This is a genomic window from Halorientalis sp. (genome assembly GCF_028275115.1).
In the GTDB taxonomy this organism is placed as follows: Archaea; Halobacteriota; Halobacteria; order Halobacteriales; family Haloarculaceae; genus Halorientalis.
Genome location: NZ_JAQCNH010000114.1, coordinates 1 through 17,651, shown reverse-complemented (window position 1 = coordinate 17,651; position 17,651 = coordinate 1). Strand labels below are relative to the sequence as shown.

22 protein-coding genes and 1 pseudogene are annotated in these 17,651 nt (G+C 66.0%); 7 read left to right on the top strand and 16 right to left on the bottom strand.

Features of this window, described 5'->3' with window-relative positions; all coding sequences use genetic code 11:
- From Q0964_RS15400 to Q0964_RS15390, 3 genes are all read right to left on the bottom strand, one after another.
- Window positions 1-320 (bottom strand): type IV pilin domain-containing protein (locus Q0964_RS15400; protein WP_299269273.1); only part of this gene is annotated, 320 nt, incomplete at its 3' end.
- Between the two features lie 88 nt (window positions 321-408).
- Entirely contained in the window at window positions 409-996 is a 588-nt protein-coding gene (locus Q0964_RS15395; RefSeq protein ID WP_299269271.1) for a DUF2150 family protein, read from the bottom strand.
- Window positions 997-1,131: 135 nt separating this feature from the next.
- On the bottom strand, window positions 1,132-1,974 hold the full coding sequence (locus Q0964_RS15390) for a TatD family hydrolase (RefSeq protein WP_414652175.1): 843 nt from the start codon (window positions 1,972-1,974) through the stop codon (window positions 1,132-1,134).
- A gap of 134 nt (window positions 1,975-2,108) precedes the next feature.
- On the opposite strand from Q0964_RS15390, the gene Q0964_RS15385 reads away from it, so the two are divergent.
- The gene (locus Q0964_RS15385; protein ID WP_299269269.1) at window positions 2,109-3,149 is read left to right on the top strand and encodes a sodium:calcium antiporter; all 1,041 of its coding nucleotides are present in this window, start codon (window positions 2,109-2,111) and stop codon (window positions 3,147-3,149) included.
- Window positions 3,150-3,161: 12 nt separating this feature from the next.
- Here the strand turns inward: Q0964_RS15385 and Q0964_RS15380 are convergent, their stop codons facing one another.
- The 10 genes from Q0964_RS15380 to Q0964_RS15340 all read right to left on the bottom strand — a co-directional run bounded on the left by Q0964_RS15380 (window position 3,162) and on the right by Q0964_RS15340 (window position 9,787).
- Window positions 3,162-3,608: an NYN domain-containing protein gene (locus tag Q0964_RS15380; RefSeq protein ID WP_299269267.1), complete on the bottom strand. Its 447-nt coding sequence runs from the start codon at window positions 3,606-3,608 to the stop codon at window positions 3,162-3,164.
- 45 nt (window positions 3,609-3,653) lie between these two features.
- Window positions 3,654-3,866: a HalOD1 output domain-containing protein gene (locus Q0964_RS18380; protein ID WP_349254476.1), complete on the bottom strand. Its 213-nt coding sequence runs from the start codon at window positions 3,864-3,866 to the stop codon at window positions 3,654-3,656.
- A 177-nt stretch (window positions 3,867-4,043) separates the two neighbouring features.
- Window positions 4,044-4,196: a hypothetical protein gene (locus Q0964_RS15375; RefSeq protein WP_299269265.1), complete on the bottom strand. Its 153-nt coding sequence runs from the start codon at window positions 4,194-4,196 to the stop codon at window positions 4,044-4,046.
- A gap of 210 nt (window positions 4,197-4,406) precedes the next feature.
- Window positions 4,407-5,111: an urease accessory protein UreF gene (locus Q0964_RS15370; protein ID WP_299269263.1), complete on the bottom strand. Its 705-nt coding sequence runs from the start codon at window positions 5,109-5,111 to the stop codon at window positions 4,407-4,409.
- The gene (locus tag Q0964_RS15365) at window positions 5,108-5,767 is read right to left on the bottom strand and encodes an urease accessory protein UreE (protein WP_299269261.1); all 660 of its coding nucleotides are present in this window, start codon (window positions 5,765-5,767) and stop codon (window positions 5,108-5,110) included. The genes Q0964_RS15370 and Q0964_RS15365 overlap by 4 nt, the downstream gene beginning before the upstream one ends.
- On the bottom strand, window positions 5,767-6,654 hold the full coding sequence (locus tag Q0964_RS15360; protein ID WP_299269259.1) for an urease accessory protein UreD: 888 nt from the start codon (window positions 6,652-6,654) through the stop codon (window positions 5,767-5,769). The genes Q0964_RS15365 and Q0964_RS15360 overlap by 1 nt, the downstream gene beginning before the upstream one ends.
- Window position 6,655: 1 nt before the next feature.
- Window positions 6,656-7,270: an urease accessory protein UreG gene (ureG, locus tag Q0964_RS15355; protein WP_299269257.1), complete on the bottom strand. Its 615-nt coding sequence runs from the start codon at window positions 7,268-7,270 to the stop codon at window positions 6,656-6,658.
- Window positions 7,267-7,659, bottom strand: coding sequence for an urease subunit gamma (locus Q0964_RS15350; RefSeq protein ID WP_299269254.1), 393 nt, complete (start codon window positions 7,657-7,659; stop codon window positions 7,267-7,269). The genes ureG and Q0964_RS15350 overlap by 4 nt, the downstream gene beginning before the upstream one ends.
- Window positions 7,660-7,661: 2 nt before the next feature.
- Entirely contained in the window at window positions 7,662-9,365 is a 1,704-nt protein-coding gene (gene ureC / locus Q0964_RS15345) for an urease subunit alpha (protein WP_299269252.1), read from the bottom strand.
- Window positions 9,362-9,787: an urease subunit beta gene (locus Q0964_RS15340; RefSeq protein WP_299269250.1), complete on the bottom strand. Its 426-nt coding sequence runs from the start codon at window positions 9,785-9,787 to the stop codon at window positions 9,362-9,364. Before Q0964_RS15340 ends, ureC begins: the two co-directional genes overlap by 4 nt.
- 337 nt (window positions 9,788-10,124) lie before the next feature.
- Here Q0964_RS15340 and Q0964_RS15335 point away from each other — a divergent pair, with 337 nt between their 5' ends.
- The 4 genes and pseudogenes from Q0964_RS15335 to gcvH all read left to right on the top strand — a co-directional run bounded on the left by Q0964_RS15335 (window position 10,125) and on the right by gcvH (window position 14,022).
- Window positions 10,125-10,796, top strand: coding sequence for an urease accessory protein UreH domain-containing protein (locus Q0964_RS15335; protein WP_299269248.1), 672 nt, complete (start codon window positions 10,125-10,127; stop codon window positions 10,794-10,796).
- Between the two features lie 217 nt (window positions 10,797-11,013).
- On the top strand, window positions 11,014-12,474 hold the full coding sequence (gene thiC, locus Q0964_RS15330; RefSeq protein ID WP_299269246.1) for a phosphomethylpyrimidine synthase ThiC: 1,461 nt from the start codon (window positions 11,014-11,016) through the stop codon (window positions 12,472-12,474).
- 64 nt (window positions 12,475-12,538) lie between these two features.
- A pseudogene (gcvT, locus tag Q0964_RS15325) lies at window positions 12,539-13,642 on the top strand (glycine cleavage system aminomethyltransferase GcvT).
- Window positions 13,639-14,022 (top strand): glycine cleavage system protein GcvH, encoded by a 384-nt coding sequence (gene gcvH, locus Q0964_RS15320; RefSeq protein ID WP_299269244.1) that lies wholly within the window; start codon window positions 13,639-13,641, stop codon window positions 14,020-14,022. The pseudogene gcvT and the gene gcvH overlap by 4 nt, the downstream one beginning before the upstream one ends.
- A 1,048-nt stretch (window positions 14,023-15,070) precedes the next feature.
- On the opposite strand, the gene Q0964_RS15315 is transcribed toward gcvH, so the two are convergent.
- Together Q0964_RS15315 and Q0964_RS15310 are read right to left on the bottom strand one after the other, a co-directional pair.
- On the bottom strand, window positions 15,071-15,238 hold the full coding sequence (locus tag Q0964_RS15315; protein WP_299269242.1) for a DUF7838 family putative zinc beta-ribbon protein: 168 nt from the start codon (window positions 15,236-15,238) through the stop codon (window positions 15,071-15,073).
- Window positions 15,239-15,303: 65 nt separating this feature from the next.
- Window positions 15,304-15,894, bottom strand: coding sequence for a rhomboid family intramembrane serine protease (locus Q0964_RS15310; protein WP_299269240.1), 591 nt, complete (start codon window positions 15,892-15,894; stop codon window positions 15,304-15,306).
- Between the two features lie 77 nt (window positions 15,895-15,971).
- Here Q0964_RS15310 and Q0964_RS15305 point away from each other — a divergent pair, with 77 nt between their 5' ends.
- Window positions 15,972-16,508, top strand: a complete 537-nt coding sequence (locus Q0964_RS15305) for a cob(I)yrinic acid a,c-diamide adenosyltransferase (RefSeq protein ID WP_299269238.1) — start codon at window positions 15,972-15,974, stop codon at window positions 16,506-16,508.
- A 43-nt stretch (window positions 16,509-16,551) separates the two neighbouring features.
- On the opposite strand, the gene Q0964_RS15300 is transcribed toward Q0964_RS15305, so the two are convergent.
- Window positions 16,552-16,995 carry an MBL fold metallo-hydrolase gene (locus tag Q0964_RS15300; RefSeq protein ID WP_299269236.1) on the bottom strand — a complete coding sequence of 148 codons (444 nt, stop codon included), beginning with the start codon at window positions 16,993-16,995 and terminating at the stop codon, window positions 16,552-16,554.
- A 278-nt stretch (window positions 16,996-17,273) separates the two neighbouring features.
- Between Q0964_RS15300 and Q0964_RS15295 the strand changes: the two genes are divergently transcribed.
- Window positions 17,274-17,540 (top strand): DUF7553 family protein, encoded by a 267-nt coding sequence (locus Q0964_RS15295; RefSeq protein WP_299269233.1) that lies wholly within the window; start codon window positions 17,274-17,276, stop codon window positions 17,538-17,540.
- The last annotated feature ends 111 nt before the right edge of the window (window positions 17,541-17,651 follow it).

The following is a 17,651-nucleotide window of genomic DNA, read 5'->3' as shown; positions in this document are numbered from 1 at the left end:
CCGTGAGCCCGTTCGAGTCGGTCTCCCGGACCGAATCTGCCGTCGTCGCCGGTCACGTTCGCGGCGTCGACCTGAATGCGGTCGGTCCCGCCAGTCCCGTCGAGGACGAGTTCGAGGTCACCGATCGGAATTTCGTCCCCACCCATGTGTACGACCTGCAGGTGCGTCCCGTTGGCCTCGACGGACACGTCCGCCAGTATCGACTCATCGGTTCCGGCGTCAGAGAGGACGACGACGCTCACGATCCCGACCATCGTGACGACGACGCCGATCAGAATGACGACGCCGATGACTTCCGACTGCGCACGGCGGCTGGACATCCAAGACACTGATTTTCGGCGCCAGACGCTGAATACTCTTGGGGACGTATCGTCAGTGAAAAACCACCGGCGTACCCGTTGGGCGCTCTCAGCCCTCGTCTTCCTCGACGACCTCGGGGTCGCTCATCGCCGTCTGGAGGCTGTCCAGTCCGTTGACCCACTCGGCGACCAGCCCGAACTCCAGTTCCTCGGCCAGTTCCATCGACAGTTCGTGGCCGCCGATGATTCGGGTGCCGGCCTGCGCGCAGTAGCCCAGCGCCGCGTCGGGGTCTTCCTCGGCCTCCGCGTCGGCGGCCGCGCGGACGTACTCCTCGACACCGCCGTCGTCGGCGACGCCGCCGGCGACATACTCCTCGGCCGCGTAGAACACGCACACGAGCGAGGTCTGGACGCCGTCGACCAGCATCAGCTTCTCCTCGTCGTCGAGCTCGACCTCCGAGAGCACGATCTCCCGGATGTCCGTGAGTTCTTCCCGGGCAGCCTCGCCCTCGACGTGCCCGTCCTCGTAGGCCGTGATGATCTTCGCGACCGCGATGGCCGTATCGTCCTGCAGGTTGAGCAGGAGTCGGGCGGAGTCCTCGTCCTCGGGGTCGATCTCCTCCTCGTCGATCCGCTCGATCCAGTTTTGCCACCGCTCTTCGGTGTAAAACGTGTCCGGCGGGTCGCTGTCGCTCATATCTTTTCGTATGTACGGCCGGGGTTAAAGACTTCGAGGTCAGCACACCCTGCCCGACCCAACCGGTCGCCCCCATATCGGCCGAAATCGGGCCCATCACGACGCTTACAGCCGGGCCCAACCGTCCTCCTCCGCTCAATCCAGCGTCGCCTCGGTGTCGATGTCGTACACCCGCCCGGGCGTCTCGACGTGTGCGGTGTGGACCGCCTCGTCGTGGCCCTCCTCCAGCAGCCAGCGCACCCGCCGCGGGACGGTCTTTGGACCCAGCACCGCGCCCGGCCGGTCGGGGTCGTCGATGAAGTCCGTCTCCATCATGAACGGCTCACCACGCTCGACGGCGCGCTCCAGTTCGTCCTTGTCGGCGAGGACGCTCGGCACCGGCCCCTCCATCCGGCCGCCGGAGTAGTGTTTCACCACGCGCTCGCGCGAGAGGCCGCGGTCCTCGGCCCACTCCGCAACGTCAGAGAAGTCCTCGCCGCCCTCCGTGTGCAACTGGACGGCACAGCCGACCTCCGCGCCGAGTTCGAAGGCGTATTTCATCACGTCGTTCGAGGCCTCCCACACCGCCGCGTCCACGTCGTAGTGTGGGCGGCCGGATTTTATCGCCAGCGCCGGTCCCTCGGCGACGGACTCGGCAGCCACCTCCAGCCCTGCCTGCATCAGGTCGCGGGCTTCCGCCGGGTCGTAGCCCCGGTCCAATAGCTGTGAAATTAGTGCCGGATGGACTCCGAGGACGGGCCAGGCCCGCCCGTCCAGCACCGCTGTCGCGTCCGCGACCGCCGTTATCGTCAGGTCGAACACCTCGCGGAAGTCCCCGGCGTCCTCGACTTCGATGCCTAACCCCCACGAGGGCTTGTTGAGTACCAGCAGGTGGGTGCCGCCGTGGTCGGCGAACTCTTCGACGGCCTCCGTGTTGCGTCCGTTCACCGGGTCCAGATGCAGATGATCGTCCAGTACCGGCGTGTTGAGGTTGTTCATATCCATGCTGGTCGCGCCCGGCGCAAAAACTGTTCGTCTCACGCGACGCCGACCGCATATCTGCCCACGTCAACGTTCCACTACTGACACTCGCTCCGGAATCACTTTGTGTCCACTGACTGAGGGTCAACTCAATGAGCGAAGCCGGTGTCTCACTGGTGGACGTGGCCACCATCGTCGTCGCGACGGGTGCCATCTGGATTGGTAGCGGGTGGCTCGAAGACGCCAGCGAGGAGCTGTCGACGTACTACGGGCTCCCCCTCGTAGTGCAGGGAGCCATCGTGACCGCTGTCGGCTCCAGTTTCCCGGAACTGGCGTCCGTCGTCTTCGCCGCCATCCTGACCGACTCTATTGAACTCGGTGTCGGAGCCATCGTCGGGTCGGCGATCTTCAACATTCTCGTGATACCGGCGCTGTCGGGCATCGCGACAGAGGACCGCATCGAGGCCAACCGGACGCTGGTCTACAAGGAGGCGCAGTTCTACATGCTCGCGGTCTCGGTGCTCGTAATCACGTTCGCACTGGCGGTGATATACTACCCCGACAACGCCGCGGGCGCGCCCGAACTCGCCGGCTTCGTGACCCGACCGCTGGCACTGATCCCCATCGCCCTCTACGGACTGTACATCTTCATTCAGGTGCAGGACACCGGCGACTACGACGCCGACACCGACGGTGTCGAGGACGTCGACGTACGAAAGGAGTGGGCCTTCCTCGTCGCCGGTCTCGTGGTTATCCTGATCGCCGTCGAGCGACTGGTCCACTCCGTCGACCTGATCGGGACGACGCTGGGCGTCCCCGAGTTCATTATGGGCGTGACGATCATCGCAGGGGCCACGAGCCTCCCCGACGCTCTGGTGAGTATCCGGGCGGCCAAGGACGGCCGCGGCGTCGCCTCCATCGCGAACGTACTGGGCTCGAACACGTTCGACCTGCTCGTGGCGATTCCCGCCGGCGTCCTCATCGTCGGGTCGGCCTCGATAGACTTCGCGATGGCCGTCCCGATGTTCGGGGTCCTCACCCTCGCCACCATCCTCCTGTTCACCGTTCTCCGGACTGACCTCTCGCTGACCGACCTCGAGTCGTACAGTCTGCTGGTGGCGTACGTCGTCTTCGTCGTCTGGGTCGTCCTCGAGTCCGCGGGTGTCATCGTCGGAATTCTGCCGGCGGGCTAACCGGCACCGCACTCACTCGAGTGTCACAGCGTCGTGGGCGGCGGTCCGGAGCGCGTCCGACCGGCCGTACTCGCCGGGGGCGATAGCGAAGGTCTCGATGCCCCGGCGGGCAGCGGCCTCGACGACGGGCTTGAAATCGGTGTCCCTGGAGGCGATTGCGAGCAGGTCGATTCGGTCGTCGACGGCCGCGGCGGTCGCGTCGACGGCGAGTTTCACGTCCACGTCGCCGCTGGTCGTCACGACCTCGAAGCCGTTGGCCTCGGCGGCCTGGATCAGGCCGGACGTCGCGTTCTCGTCGAGATAGAGCCGCGTGATGACGAGCCGCCCGCGTTCGTCGGCGACGCCGCGGACGTCAGCGAGGTCCACGTCGAACTTCGAGCGCAGGACGTTCGGTCCGTCGACGAACAGACCTACGCGTTCCGTTCCGCCGCCGGCCGACAGTCTCTCCAGCAGTCCCATACCGTCCGGAGGGCGGGCCGGTGTAATAGGGCTGGCCGTTCGTCGTCACTCAGCAAGCGATTCGACGGGGACCGCTCCGTCGCTGTCGACCGTCACCGACTGACCGTCGAGTGTGAATGTCACGGTGACCGTTCCGGACCTCGACGCCGGGACACGGGCCAGCGCGTCCGTGTCGACGGCATCCTTGCGCAGTTCCGAGAGTGCCAGTTCGTCGACGCTGCGCGCCCCGGCGACGGTGGTGACGACCGCCCCGGTCAGCGAGTCCGGACTGTCAGGGTTCCACGTCGCCCGGAGCTGGCAACCGTCGTCGTTCAGATCAGAACCAATAGAATCGACTACGGCGAACGAACAATCGAGCGTTGTGTTTCTGTGTGGAACGCAGCCACACCCGGGTCGCTCCGGTCAGCGGCGACGAACGGAGAGGCGGTCCCGCGATCAGGTGAGATCGGGCACTAGTGGCGCGTCCGTCTCCGCCGCGCGGGCGACACCTCCGTCGGACGCCACGTGGCTCTCGCCGCCGGTCCGGTCGGTCGCGGCTTCGATTTCGGGCACCATCGGGTCGATTTCGTCGGGGCGAGGTCGGATCATGATGACTCCGTCTGCTTCGTTTCATCGTGAAGCTTCCAGCATCATAAACATTCATGATTTATCCTGATACAGCGTTCGGTCACCGCCGCTCGGACGTTCGTCGAAAACGACCGGATGCGACGCCACACTCGTGTCGGAACGCTCTCCCCTGGCCGAATCGGTCGGTGCGTGTTCGGCCTCGGTCGTTTCGGACGAGGACCGGTGGCCGAGTCAACTGAGGAAGAGTCGGCGCTCGGCGCGTTCGTGCTCCGTCGAGAGCACGTCGACCAGCGGTGCGAACGGACTTAGTTCCTCGACCGTCCGGTCTTCGTTCGCCTCCCAGGCGGCGACGATGGCGGGACGGCTCTCGGTGACGATCCGCTGTACGTCCGTGTGTCCGATCCGGAGGACGCGCTGGGCCGCGCCCACGAGGTCGGTGACGAACGAGTAGCCGAGTCCCAGTGCTGCCTGGCGTGCGGTCATGCCGGTTCGGGCGGCCACCGCGCCGAGGGCGGCCGCGTAGTTGCCCGGTGCTGTCCCCGCGTCGACGGCCTCGTCGTAGGCTGCGAGAAACGCGTCCGCCTCGGTGTCGGCGACCAGCGAGAGCAACTGCCCACCAGTGCGAGTCGAACTCTCCCGGAACTCCGCCGGCAACTGCACCGCCGAGAGCCGCCGGTCGACCCGCCGGAGTTCGGCGTGGTCACCGCCGCCTGCCGCGCCGTGTGCCGCCGCCACGACCACCATGTCGCAGGGGCCCACCTGCCGGTCGAGGTACGTCCCGACGAGCGCCTGGAGGTCGTCCGCATCCGCGACGTCCTCGGCCGCCACGAACTGTTCGACGCCGTACGAGGTGGTGAAGGAACCGGCCGGGAGAAACGAGTCCGCGAACTGCAGTGCCGCGACCGCCGACTCGTCCACTCGCGTCCCGTCGGTCATCCGTCGTCCCCCCGTTCGACGGGCGACCCGTCGGGCGTCCGGCGACCCGACCCCGGTGCGTCGCCCTGGGTCCCCGACCTGTGGGTGTGGTCGCCGTGGTGGGTGTGACCGTCACCGTCGTGACCGTGTGCGTGCTCGTCGCCGTGGCTGTGGTCGTGGTCGCCGGGGCCCACTCCGTCGAACAGCGTTGGATCGACCCGTTCGCGGCGAGTCTCGGTCCCGGGCGGACACATCGCCTTGATGTCCTCGACGGTCCGGTCGCCGTCCGCGTCAAGCGCGATCAGCACCTCGCCCCCGCTGACCGCGAGGTCGCGGTGCCGGTTGCCGACGGCGTGGCCCAACTCGGCTGCCCGGGCCATCGCCGCGGCGTCGCCGCCCGCGAAGGCGACGACCAGCACCTCGCGGTCGGCGAACTCCACGAAGACGACCCGCTCGTCGTTGTTTACCAGCACGTCCCCCGGTCGGAGTCCGCGCTCGTCCTCGACTACGACGCCAATCTCGGTGCCCGCGTCCGTCGTCGTCCGGACTCGCGACCGGCGACGCTCGCGCTCGTCCAGCACGACCCGCTCGACCTCTTCGGTCGGACGCGTTTCGACCGCCCGCCGCAGGTCGGCGTCGTCGTCGACGTTTCCCAGCACTGACTCTGTAACCAGCATCAGTCCTTCCTCCGCTCGGGTGCCGGGGCGCCGACGAGGGTCTGCCGGGCCTCGTCCCAGGCGGCGTCGAGCGTCCCGGAGACGGCTGCCCGGGCCCCCAGCGCTCGCACCATCACGCCCGCCTCGTTCGGGAGCGCCGTCGCCCCCGCGCGGGCTGCCGTGGCGTCCGCGACTCGCTCGTGGAGCGGGTCCGCCGCCGCGTCGCCGACGACGTACAGCGTCCCCAGCACGTCGTGGTCGCCCATCACGCCCGGCCTGCGGGGGTCGCGTTCGTCCGGGTGGAGGTCGGTCGCGTCCTCGAACAGCAGGCCGTCGGGCCCGCGTGCCTGCAGACGCGTGTACGCGCGCTCGAACTCGAACGCCTCGTCCCGGGCCAACCGGCCGGGGACGAGCACCTCGCCGATGATGGCGCTGGCTCCGTCCGCCACCGAGAGCGTCGTCTCCCCGCGATAGCGGGCGTCGGTGTGGAGAATCGTCGGCTCCGGCAGGTACTCCAGATAGCCGCCCTCGGCGACCGACAGCGCGACGTCCACCCGGCCGTAGTTGCGGTCCATGCTGTGGACTTTCGTCGCGTTCCCGGTCGTGACGTGTGCTTGTGCGTCCTCGCCGACGGTCACGGTGAGGTCGTGGCGGTCACCCTGGGCCACCGCGCCGGTCGGTGACTGGAGGTACACCGTCGCCAACCCGGGCAACGCCCGGTCGTGGTTTAGCCCGCCGGTCAGGTGAAACGGGGCCGTCGCGTAGTCCTGCACCAGTCGCGTCTCGCCGTCGACGGCAGCGAACGCCGCGTCGAGGCGCCCCTCTTTGCCGACCGCGCCGTCGGCCGCCGGAGGGAGCCGTTCGGCCGCGTAGGCCGCGAAGGCGTCCCGTGGATTCGTCACAGCCATCTCAGGCGAACAACACCTGTCCCTGAATCTCGTCGCTCACGTCGTCGACGCCATCCTCTGTCTTGCAGTTCGTCGTGAGCACGGGCCCGTCCCGGACTTCGTTCGCGTCCCGTTTCATCAGGTCCAGATCGGCCCCGACGTGGGGTGCCAGGTCGGTCTTGTTGATAACTAACAGATCGGCCTCGGTGACGCCCGGCCCACGTTTGCGGGGGATATCGTCGCCCTCGGCCGTCGAAATCACGTAGAGAAAGTAGTCGGCCAGTTCCGGATTGAACGTGGCCGCGAGGTTGTCCCCACCGCTCTCTAGCAGGACGAGATCGAGGTCCGGTTCGATATCCAGGAATCGGTCGATCTGTTCTAAGTTCATCGACGGGTCCTCCCGGATGCCGGTGTGGGGACAGGCCCCGGTCTCGACGCCGGCGACCAGTTCCGGCGGGATCTGACCCGCGAACGACTCCCGGAGCACGTCGGCGTCCTCCTGTGTCAGGATGTCGTTGGCGATGACGCCGACCTGCAGGCCCTCCTCGCGCAGTCGCGGGACCAGCGCCCGGACCAGCGACGTCTTCCCGGAGCCGACGGGGCCGCCGATGCCGACGGTGGCGACCTGCCGGCTCATGCCTCCTCCCCGTCGACTGGCTCGTCGCCTGCCGGCCGACCGCCGTCGCCGGCCAGCCCCATCTTCTCGGCCTGTTCGGCCGTCTCGAACCGGATCGGATCGTGGATAGTCACGAGCTTCGTCCCGTCCGGGAACGTCGGCTCGACCTGCACCGTGTCGATCATCTCCGGGACGCCCTCCATTACGTCTTCCTCGGTGAGGAGCGTCTGTGCCGCCGAGCGAATCTCCGCAACGCCCATGCCCTCGCGGGCGCGCTCGCACGCCCAGTCCGAGATGAGCGCAACCGACTCGGGGTGGTTCAACGCTACGCCGCGCTCCCGACGGCGGCGTGCGAGTTCTGCGGCCATGAAGATTGTCAACCGTTCGCGTTCTTTGGGTGTGAGTTTCATGATTAAAGCATGTACCGCTGGGCGAGCGGAATCTCCGCTGCCGGTTCACAGCTGATTACGTCGTCGTCGACGGTCACCTCGAACGTCTCGGGGTCCACGTCGATGTCCTCGGGACAGTAGTCGTTGCGCACCATGTCGGATTTTGCGACCGTTCGCGTGCCCGAGACGGGGACGACCCGGCTGTCGAGACCGTACGCCTCGTCGACCCCGCGCTCTGCGGCCGCCTGGCTGACGAACGACAGCGAGAGGGCGTGTTTGGCCTTCCCGACCGCGCCCGCTCGCTCGCGCTGGACGATAGGCTCGCAGGTCATCAGCGAGCCGTTTGCCTCCCCCATGCTCGACACGACGGGGAAGCCGCTTTTGAACACCATCGAGGGCTTGATGCCGAAGAAGGCGGGGTCCCACAGACACACGTCCGCGACCTTGCCGGCTTCCAGCGTCCCGACGTAGTCGCCGATGCCGGCCGTGATCGCCGGGTTGATACTGTACTTGGCGATATACCGCAGAATCCGCTCGTTGTCGTTGTCGGCCCCCTCGTCGCCGGGCAGGGGGCCGCGCTGGCGTTTCATCTTGTCTGCGGTCTGCCAGGTGCGGGCGATTACCTCGGCCATCCGGCCCATCGCCATCGAGTCCGACGTCATGATCGACACCGCACCCATGTCGTGGAGGACGTCCTCGGCGGCCAGCGTCTCCGCGCGGATGCGCGATTCCGCGAAGGCGACGTCCTCGGGCACGTCGTCGTCGAGGTGATGACAGACCATCACCATGTCCAGGTGCTCGTCCACGGTGTTCTCGGTGAATGGCATCGACGGGTTCGTCGAGGACGGCAGGGCGCTGGGTTCCCCGACGAGTTCGATGATGTCCGGGGCGTGGCCACCGCCGGCTCCCTCGATGTGGAACATGTGCATCGTCCGGCCGTCGATAGCATCGAACGTGTCCTCGACGAAGCCGGACTCGTTGAGCGTGTCGGTGTGGATCGCCGTCTGTACGTCCATCCTCTCCGCGACCGAGAGGCACGTGTCGATCACTTCGGGGGTCGAGCCCCAGTCTTCGTGCATCTTCAGGCCACAGGCTCCGGCTGCGATCTGCTCGCGGAGCGGTTCTGGCTCGCTGGCGTTGCCTTTCCCGTAAAAGCCGACGTTGACGGGCCACTCGTCGGCGGCCTGCAGAAATCGCTCGATGTTCGTCGGCCCGGTCGTGCAGGTGGTCGCGCCGCCGCCGTAGCCGCCACCGATCATCGTCGTGATACCCGAGGTGAGGGCGTGTTCGTACAGTTCTTCGCTGTTGAAGTGGATGTGGATGTCCAGCCCGCCGGGGGTGGCAATCATCCCCTCTGCGTTGTACACGTCCGTCGCGGGGCCAACCACCATGTCGACACCGTCCATGGTGTCCGGGTTCCCCGCCTTTCCGACGCCGGCGATGTCGCCGTTCTTGATGCCAACGTCGGCCGAGACGATTCCGAGCACGGGGTCGATGACGACCGCGTTCGTCAACACCCAGTCCAGGGCTCCCTCGGCCGCGGTGACGCCCGCGGCCATCCCCATCCCGTCACGGAGCGTCTTGCCGCCGCCGAACACTGCTTCGTCGCCGGGCGTCCCGAGGTCGTCTTCGACTTCGGCGAACAGTTCCGTGTCCCCGAGCCGGATTCGGGACCCTTCGGTCGGGCCGTACAGGTCCGTGTACTGTCGCTTCGAGACGTCTCTCATTCCGTCTCCTCCGTGTCGTCTCCGTCCGATGGCTCGCCTTCGGTACCGGTGTCTGCAAACCCGCGCTCCCGTGCCCGGGTCAGTGCCTCGCCGGCCTCGCCGTCGCTGGTCGCGCCGTCGACCAGTCCACTGAGCCCGCTGACACGCCGTTTCCCGCCGTAGGCCACGAGGTCGACTTCGCGTTCGTCGCCGGGTTCGAACCTGACCGCGGTCCCCGCCGGCACGTCCAGACGCATCCCGAACGCCGTCTCGCGGTCGAAAGCGAGCGCCCGATTGACCTCGAAGAAGTGGAAGTGCGAGCCGACCTGCACGGGCCGGTCGCCCGTGTTCGCGACCGTCACCGTGGCCGTCTCACGGCCCTCGTTGATCCGCACTGTCCCCTCACCCGGCTCGATTTCGCCGGGGACCAGGTCACTCCCCATCCCGTCCACCTCCCGAAACAGATGCTGTCAGATTGTCCATGTTCACTGGTGAATATTTACGGCAACCACAAATCTTTGCCGGTTACGGCGAACGAAACAACTGGATATGTCCATATTTGGTGGACAGACGGCCGGCAATTTCTGAACACGCGTCGAAAACCGGGGCGAGTCCGGGCCGACGCGTCCCCCGGGTTGGACGGATCTAGTCCGGCTCGACTGGCGATTGTACCGTTCCAAGGGAAAGTTCGACGGACACGTTTGGTTTCGATAGAAAAAACCGACGAGATTTTTGATTAAATCGGTGGATTAATAACGCCGTTGCGCCGTGTCCGAACACATGGCAATCGTTGCTGCGGCACTCACCGGTGCGGTGGTGGGGCTCCGGCACTCGCTGGAGGCCGACCACATCGCCGCGATTTCGACGCTGGTCGACGACCGAAAGACGGCTCACCCCGGCGTGGTCGGAGCGTCCTGGGGTGTCGGACACTCCCTCCCGATCATCGTCGTCGGACTCGTCTTCGTCTTCCTCAGCGCGTCGCTCCCCGAACCCGTCACTCTGGCCTTCGAGATTCTGGCCGGCCTGATCCTCGTGTACCTCGGTTTCCGGATGTTGCTGGACGTCGCGGGCCTGCTCACCGTCGAGCGCCACGAACACGACGGCCACGAACACACACACGTCTCCCTCGGCAGCGTCTCGATCGGTTCCTTCCACACGCACGTCGACGGCGAGTCGCTCCTCGTCGGGGTCGTCCACGGACTGGCCGGGAGCGGGGCAATCGTCGTCGCACTCGCTGCGAGTGCTTCGAGCCTTCTCTCCTCGTTCTCGCTGTTGCTCTCCTTTTCGGTCATCACGGTGCTGACGATGAGTACCCTCTCGCACCTGTGGGGTTCGGTGCTGACCACCCGCCTCCAGTCGGCACTGAAACTCCTCGCCGGCAGCGCGAGTTTCGTCATCGGGGGCCTGCTCGTGACGAACGAACTGCTGGGCGTCGGCCCGGTCCTGTTCTAACTCGTCTGCCTCTGGGTGGACTCCGTCCCACACTCACCGTCCTCCACAAGCGCCAGACGTTCCGGGAACGACCGACGAAGGCCACCATCGCTTCGTACCTGGCGGTCTGGCCCGACCCCTGCTCTCATGTGACGCTGCTCCCTTCTTCCGGGCCGCTACCGTGGTCCGGTGGCGGCCCAGCCAAAATTTATTACCTAGTAATATAATCTAGTGGTCGATGCCAGCAACGCAGCTAGCCCGCGCTCGCGCCGGCGAGGTGACGCCGGCGATGAAGCGGGTCGCCGATCGGGAGAATCGCAAGCCAGAGTTCGTCCGCGAGCAGGTCGCCGAGGGCCAGGCGGTGATCCCCGCTAACCACGGCCACGACGCGCTCGATCCGATGATCATCGGTCGGGAGTTCGCGACGAAGGTCAACGCGAACATCGGGAACAGCGAGACGACGAGCGATCTGGAAGGGGAACTGGAGAAGCTCCACGCTGCCGTCCACCACGGCGCGGACACAGTGATGGACCTCTCGACCGGTTCGAGCCTCGACGAGATTCGGGAAGCCAACGTCGCCCACTCGCCGGTGCCCGTCGGGACGGTGCCGATCTACGAGGCCGTCACCCGGGTTGACGACGTGGCAGACCTGACTCCCGAGATTCTCCTCGACGTGATCGAGAAACAGGCCGAACAGGGCGTCGATTACCAGACGATCCACGCCGGCGTCCTCGCGGAACACCTCCCGCTGACCGACGGCCGCAAGACCGGCATCGTCTCCCGCGGCGGGTCGATCCTCGCACAGTGGATTGAGGAAAACGGCGAGCAGAACCCGCTCTACACTCACTTCGAGAACATCTGTGCGATCTTCGCCGAACACGACGTAACGTTCTCGCTCGGCGACGGCCTTCGACCGGGGTCGCTGGCCGACGCTAGCGACGATGCCCAGTTCGCGGAACTGGACACCCTCGGGGAACTCACGCGGGTCGCGTGGGACCACGACGTGCAGGTGATGGTCGAGGGACCGGGCCACGTCCCCATGGACGAGGTAGCCGACAACGTCGAGCGCCAGCAGAACGTCTGTGACGGCGCGCCGTTCTACCTACTGGGGCCGCTCGTGACCGACGTGGCACCGGGGTACGACCACATCACGAGCGCCATCGGCGCCACAGAGGCCGCCCGCGCCGGTGCGGCGATGTTGTGTTACGTCACGCCGAAGGAGCATCTCGGCCTGCCAGAGGCCGAGGACGTGCGGGACGGGCTGGCAGCCTACCGCATCGCCGCCCACGCCGGCGACGTGGCCGCGGGCAAGCCGGGTGCGCGCGACTGGGACGACGCCCTCTCGGAGGCCAGGTACCAGTTCGACTGGCGGCGGCAGTTCGACCTGGCCCTGAACCCCGAGCGCGCCCGTGACTTCCACGACCAGACCCTTCCCGGCGACAACTACAAGGAGGCCCGCTTCTGCTCGATGTGTGGTGTCGAGTTCTGCTCGATGCGGATCGACCAGGACGCACGCGAGGCCGACGGCGAGATGGAGGCCATCGACGACGAGACGGACCTGAGCGAGTCCGTGGCAGCCGAGGTGAACCTGCCCCCGACGGGAAGTCACGACACAAGCGACGTGCCGGACCTGCCCGAGGGCGTGGAACCGGTCCACGGTGACGAAAGCGACGACGAGAGCGCGGCCGGGGACGATTAGTCGGCTGGTTTCTGTCCTTGTCACAGGGGGAAGAGTTAGGTCGCTGGCCGGGGCCGATACTGATATGACCGAACGGACGCCACCTCTGCACACCGTCCACGGGGACGCGGGGGCGTCGTTCACTGATTTCGGTGGGTGGGCGATGCCGGTGACATTCGACTCTCTCCGTACCGAGCACGCGGCCGTCCGCGAGTCAGCCGGAATCTTCGACGTGTCACACATGGGTGAGATCGAACTGTCCGGGCCGGACGCAGAGCAACTGTTACAGCGGCTCACGACCAACAACGTGACCGCGCTCGACCCCGGTCAGGCACAGTACGCGACCATCACCGACGAGGACGGGACCATCATGGACGACACCGTGGTGTACGAACTCCCGCCGGCCGACGACAGCGACTACCTATTCGTTCCTAACGCCGGCCACGACGGCCAGATGCACGAGCGGTGGCTCGACCACCGCGACGAGTGGGGACTCGACGCGACCATCGAGAACCGTACCGACGACTACGCGATGTTCGCGCTCCAAGGTCCCGAGGCCGAGGCGCGCCTCCTCGACCCGGTCGCCGAGGACCAACGCACGTCCATCTGTGACCTCTCACGGTTCGCCGTCATCGCGGTGACCGTCGCGGGTGTCGACTGTCTGGTCGCCCGCACCGGCTACACCGGCGAGGACGGCTTCGAGTTGATCGTGCCCGCCGAGGAGGCCGACAGCGTCTGGACGCAGTTCGACTGCCAGCCGTGTGGTCTCGGCGCTCGCGACACACTCTGAATCGAAATGGGATTTCTCCGCTCGGGTCGGGACTTCGACCCCCAGGAGAACCCACGTAACCCGTACGAGGCTGGCGTCGGGTTCACGGTCAAACTCGACACGGAGTTCGTCGGCCGGGACGCACTGGAGCAGGCGGACGCCGAGGGCGTCACGGAGAAGCTGACGGGCTTTCGGCTCGCGGGTAGAGGCGTGCCGCGAGAAGGTTACACCGTGCAGGACCTCAACGGCGAGGCCATCGGGACGGTCACGAGCGGGACGATGAGCCCAACCCTCGACCAACCTGTCGGACTGGCGTACCTGCCAGTCGAGTACCGCAGTCCGGGGGTCAACGTGCAGGTCGTCGTCCACGGCGAGCCGAAAAAGGCACAAACGCAGGCGTTGCCATTTCTGGATAGATGAGCTTCGAGATTCCCGACGACTGCCGGTTTCTGGACTCCCACGAGTGGGCACGACGCGAGAACGGCTACGTGCGGGTTGGCGTCTCCGATTTCGCACAGGACGAACTGGGCGACGTGGTGTTCGTCGAACTTCCGGCCGAAGGCGGTGCGGTGACCAGCGAGGACGACTTCGGCGTCATCGAGAGCATCAAAGCCGTCTCGGACCTCTACGCTCCGGTCTCGGGCACCGTCGTTGCCGTCAACGACGACCTGGTCGACGCCCCGGAACTAGTCAACGAGGACCCGTACGGCGACGGCTGGATGCTCGAAATCGACCCAGAGGAAGAGAGCGAACTCGACGACCTGCTTTCGCCCGAGGCGTACGACAACCAGATCGCCTGACCGTCGATAGCCGGCAGCCGTACAGAGTCTCCCGACGCCCGGACCGGAGTCCGGTGCCGGCAGTCATCGCCTCCAGCTTTCGGCGTACGGCTCCCACGCTCTGGCCACGAACGGAGCGGGGAACTTCCGTGGCGTCGGAGGTATGGACTCGGTCAGCGTGAGTAGACCTCGCTGACTCCAATCGGCCGTGGACGAAGCGGACGGCTCACTGTCTCGCGTCGTGAGCGGCGGTCCCGTCCGACGTCAGGGCGTCGGGGCGGGTGGTGGTTGGGCGCTACTCCTCTCCGGTATCGTCGGCCTTCCGGACACGCTGTGCCCGGATCCGGTCGGCGATGTCGCGGTCGTCGTTGTTCTGAGTCATTGGGGACCACCGGCAGTCGCCGTCTGGCGGAGCGTGGTTTCGAGCTACCGTCGGCGAACTGCCGGCAGTTCGTTCTCCGGTCCGGATAATGAAAGCTGCCGACCCAGCGTTTCCGAGCGTGTAACAGTGGCCGGCCGACACGAACCGCGGAGATGGACCCGCCGACCGAGGGCGATTTTCTATAGCGCTATCCGATTTATCTGGCCGCGAAGCACCGGCCGAGTGACCCGGAAACGCGCGAACGCAACAGCTTCGACGCTCGTAGACGCGCCCCTCGGCCCCCTCACACGTGCCCGCGCTGACAGGACGCGTCACGTCTGTTGCCACCGTCGCCGACGAGCACGACACGACACTCGCCGCGGCCCGGACGCCCAGACTCTCCTGGCAGGACCTCGACAAGTAGGTGGGTACCGGTCCGTGACGGCCGAGCGGCACTGGGTCGATACCGCGACCGTCCTCGGCGTGCCGAAGCCGGACGAACTGCTCGAGAGGGTCGACGAGTTCGCGGACGGTACGGCTACATTTTGGACGGGCTGTTCGCCGTCACGCCGACCGAGTTGGCGCTGCACTCCTCGCAAAAGTGCTCTACCTGGCCACCACTGGTATCGCTCAGGTCGTGGCTGTCCGCAGAGGGCGGCGCCCACTCACCGTCTTACCGTCTCCGGGCTGCGACCTCCGGACGCTCTGTCAGGCTTCGGCGCCGGTGTCGATGCTGTCGATTTGGACGAAGCCGTAGTCACAGTCCGGGCAGCGCCACTTGATTTTCTGTCCTATATGTAACTCGGTACTCGCCGCACGGTAGAATGTTTTCTCCTCGTTGCAGTTCGGACAGGACCGCTCGAGATCCATGGCCATACACGACGACTTTACGGCTAGATAATTCAACGTCCCGGTTTCACGCAGTCGTAAACGACTGACGGCTATATCGAACCGCGCTCACTGACCCGCAACAGATGTGCCCGGCCAGCCAGCAGTCCAACGAACAACCCGGTGAAGTGGGCGATCAGTGCCACGCGGGCCGAGCCGGTCGCGAGCGTGACCGCCGCGGCGACGACCACGAAAGCGACCAACTGGACGCGGGTGGAGAGTTCGACCCCGCCGACGACGGTGTCGGTGAGGCGGTTGCTGGTCAATAGGTACCCGATGAACGCGAAAATGGCCCCGCTCGCGCCGAGGACGCCGGCGGTGGTTCCGAACGTGCCCCCGACCGTGACTTGTGTGACGCCGGCGAGCGTCCCAGTTCCGAGGAAGAAGGCGTGATAGCGCAGTCGTGTCGTCGCGCGCTCCAGGACGACGCCGGTGAGTAAGAGCCCGAGCGAGTTCGCCAGCAGGTGCTGGAGGGTCATGTGCGCGTACACGCTCGTCACGAGCGTCCAGGGGTGGACGGCGACCGGTGGTGTCAGCACGAACAGCGTGCCGAACAGTCCCAGCGGGACCGCGACCCACTCGAGCAGGAACACCACGACGAAGACGGAGAGGGTCGTGACCGTCGGACTCCGGTCGATGCCCATACCGATAGTGGGGACTCCCGCCAGTAAACTCCGTCGCCGTCGGGGGAGTATAAGACACTGGGGACCCCAGAGTACGTATGAAGATTTACACCGGTCGTGGTGACGAGGGAATGACTGACCTCCGGAACATGGACCGCGTCTCGAAGGCGAGTCCGCGCATCGAAGCGTACGGGACCGTCGACGAGGTCAACGCGCTGGTCGGTGTCGTCCGTCCGACGGGCTACGACGACGTGGACGACCAACTGCGGGCCATTCAGAACCACCTCCACGTCGTCCAGGCCGACTTCGCCAATCCTGACCCGGACGAGGACGACCCACAGATCACCGACGAACACACGGACCAACTCGAGTCGTGGATGGACGACTACGACGAGGAACTCGACCCGCTGGAGCGGTTCATCCTGCCAAGCGGGGGCGAACCGGGTGCGAAACTCCACCAGGCCCGCGCGGTCTGTCGCCGCGCGGAGCGCCGGGCGGTCACCTTCGCCTCCGAAGAAGCCGGCGTGAACGACGCGGGCATTGTCTATCTCAACCGACTCTCCGACTGCCTGTTCACGCTCGCACGGGTCGTCAACAAACGCGAAGGCGTCCCGGAAGAGAGCCCGACCTACTGAAATCGGGACCTACACCGGTTCGTAGACGAGGACGCCGCCACGGTCACGGACCGTCACCGAACCGTTGTCCTCGAGGATGTCGAGATGACCGACAGCTTCGCTCATCCCGGCGAAAGACTCGGTGACGGGGCGGTTCCCGAACAGTCCCGCTATCACGTCGACCGGCGTGACCGAGGACCTCACCGACGTCGAGGACCGTGTCCTGTACGACGAGCGTGTCGCCCGAGAGGGTCTCCTTGTCGGTCGCCACGTCCGGGGCGTAGCGGAGGAACACTTCGGGGAGTTCGGTGACGGTCTCGGCAGTCGAACGGGCTATCCCGCAGCGCTCGATATCGGTCGGCGTCAGTCCGCGCTCTTCGAGCGCCTCGAGCAGATGCGACCAGGCCTCCTCGCTGTCCGGGCTGAGGTCGATCAGCGTCCGGCCAGCGAGGTACGCGCAGACTGCCCCGACCTGGAACGGCGTCGGGACCGTGAGGCGTGTGAGCATATATACCCGTACCCACGGGTCGACCAACGGGGTTGTGACGAAAACCGGCCACGGAGGTGGAGCCCACGGACCCCTCGACGGCCGGAGGCATGGTGGACGCGCCGTTGGGACAGACGCGTGGCCGAGCCCGACGCAGGGCCGCAGCCGGATTTAGGTACACCTAAAAGACTAAAAAATCTTGTGGTTAGACGGTTCCGAACGGCGCACTGGCTCGCCATCTGGTGGTTTGTAGTTGTAGCGCCACAAACCTTTTAGCTGTACTCGGCGTACTGGCGAATATGAACAAGCACTTCGAAGACGCACAATACTACCTCAAACGTGCGGGTGAGACGGCAAAAAAGGGTGTCGTCGAGGAGTTAGAGCCGGTTCAGGAACGGATCGACAACATCACCGGTGGCGAGGAGACGGCGGAACCGGAGGGAAGCCGGCTGGAGGAAGTTCGCGCCGACCTGAAAGAGATTCAGGGGCGAGCCGAGGGTGAGGCAAAAGAGGCCATCGAGGACGCCCGTAAAAAAATCGAGACGTATCGGCAGAAGGAAGCTTGAGAGGCAACTCTTAAGTCCAGTGCAGAGATATCTCGGAGTGCAGGGTTGGTGATCTAGTCCGGTTATGATATCTCCTTCACACGGAGAAAGCCGGCGGTTCAAATCCGCCCC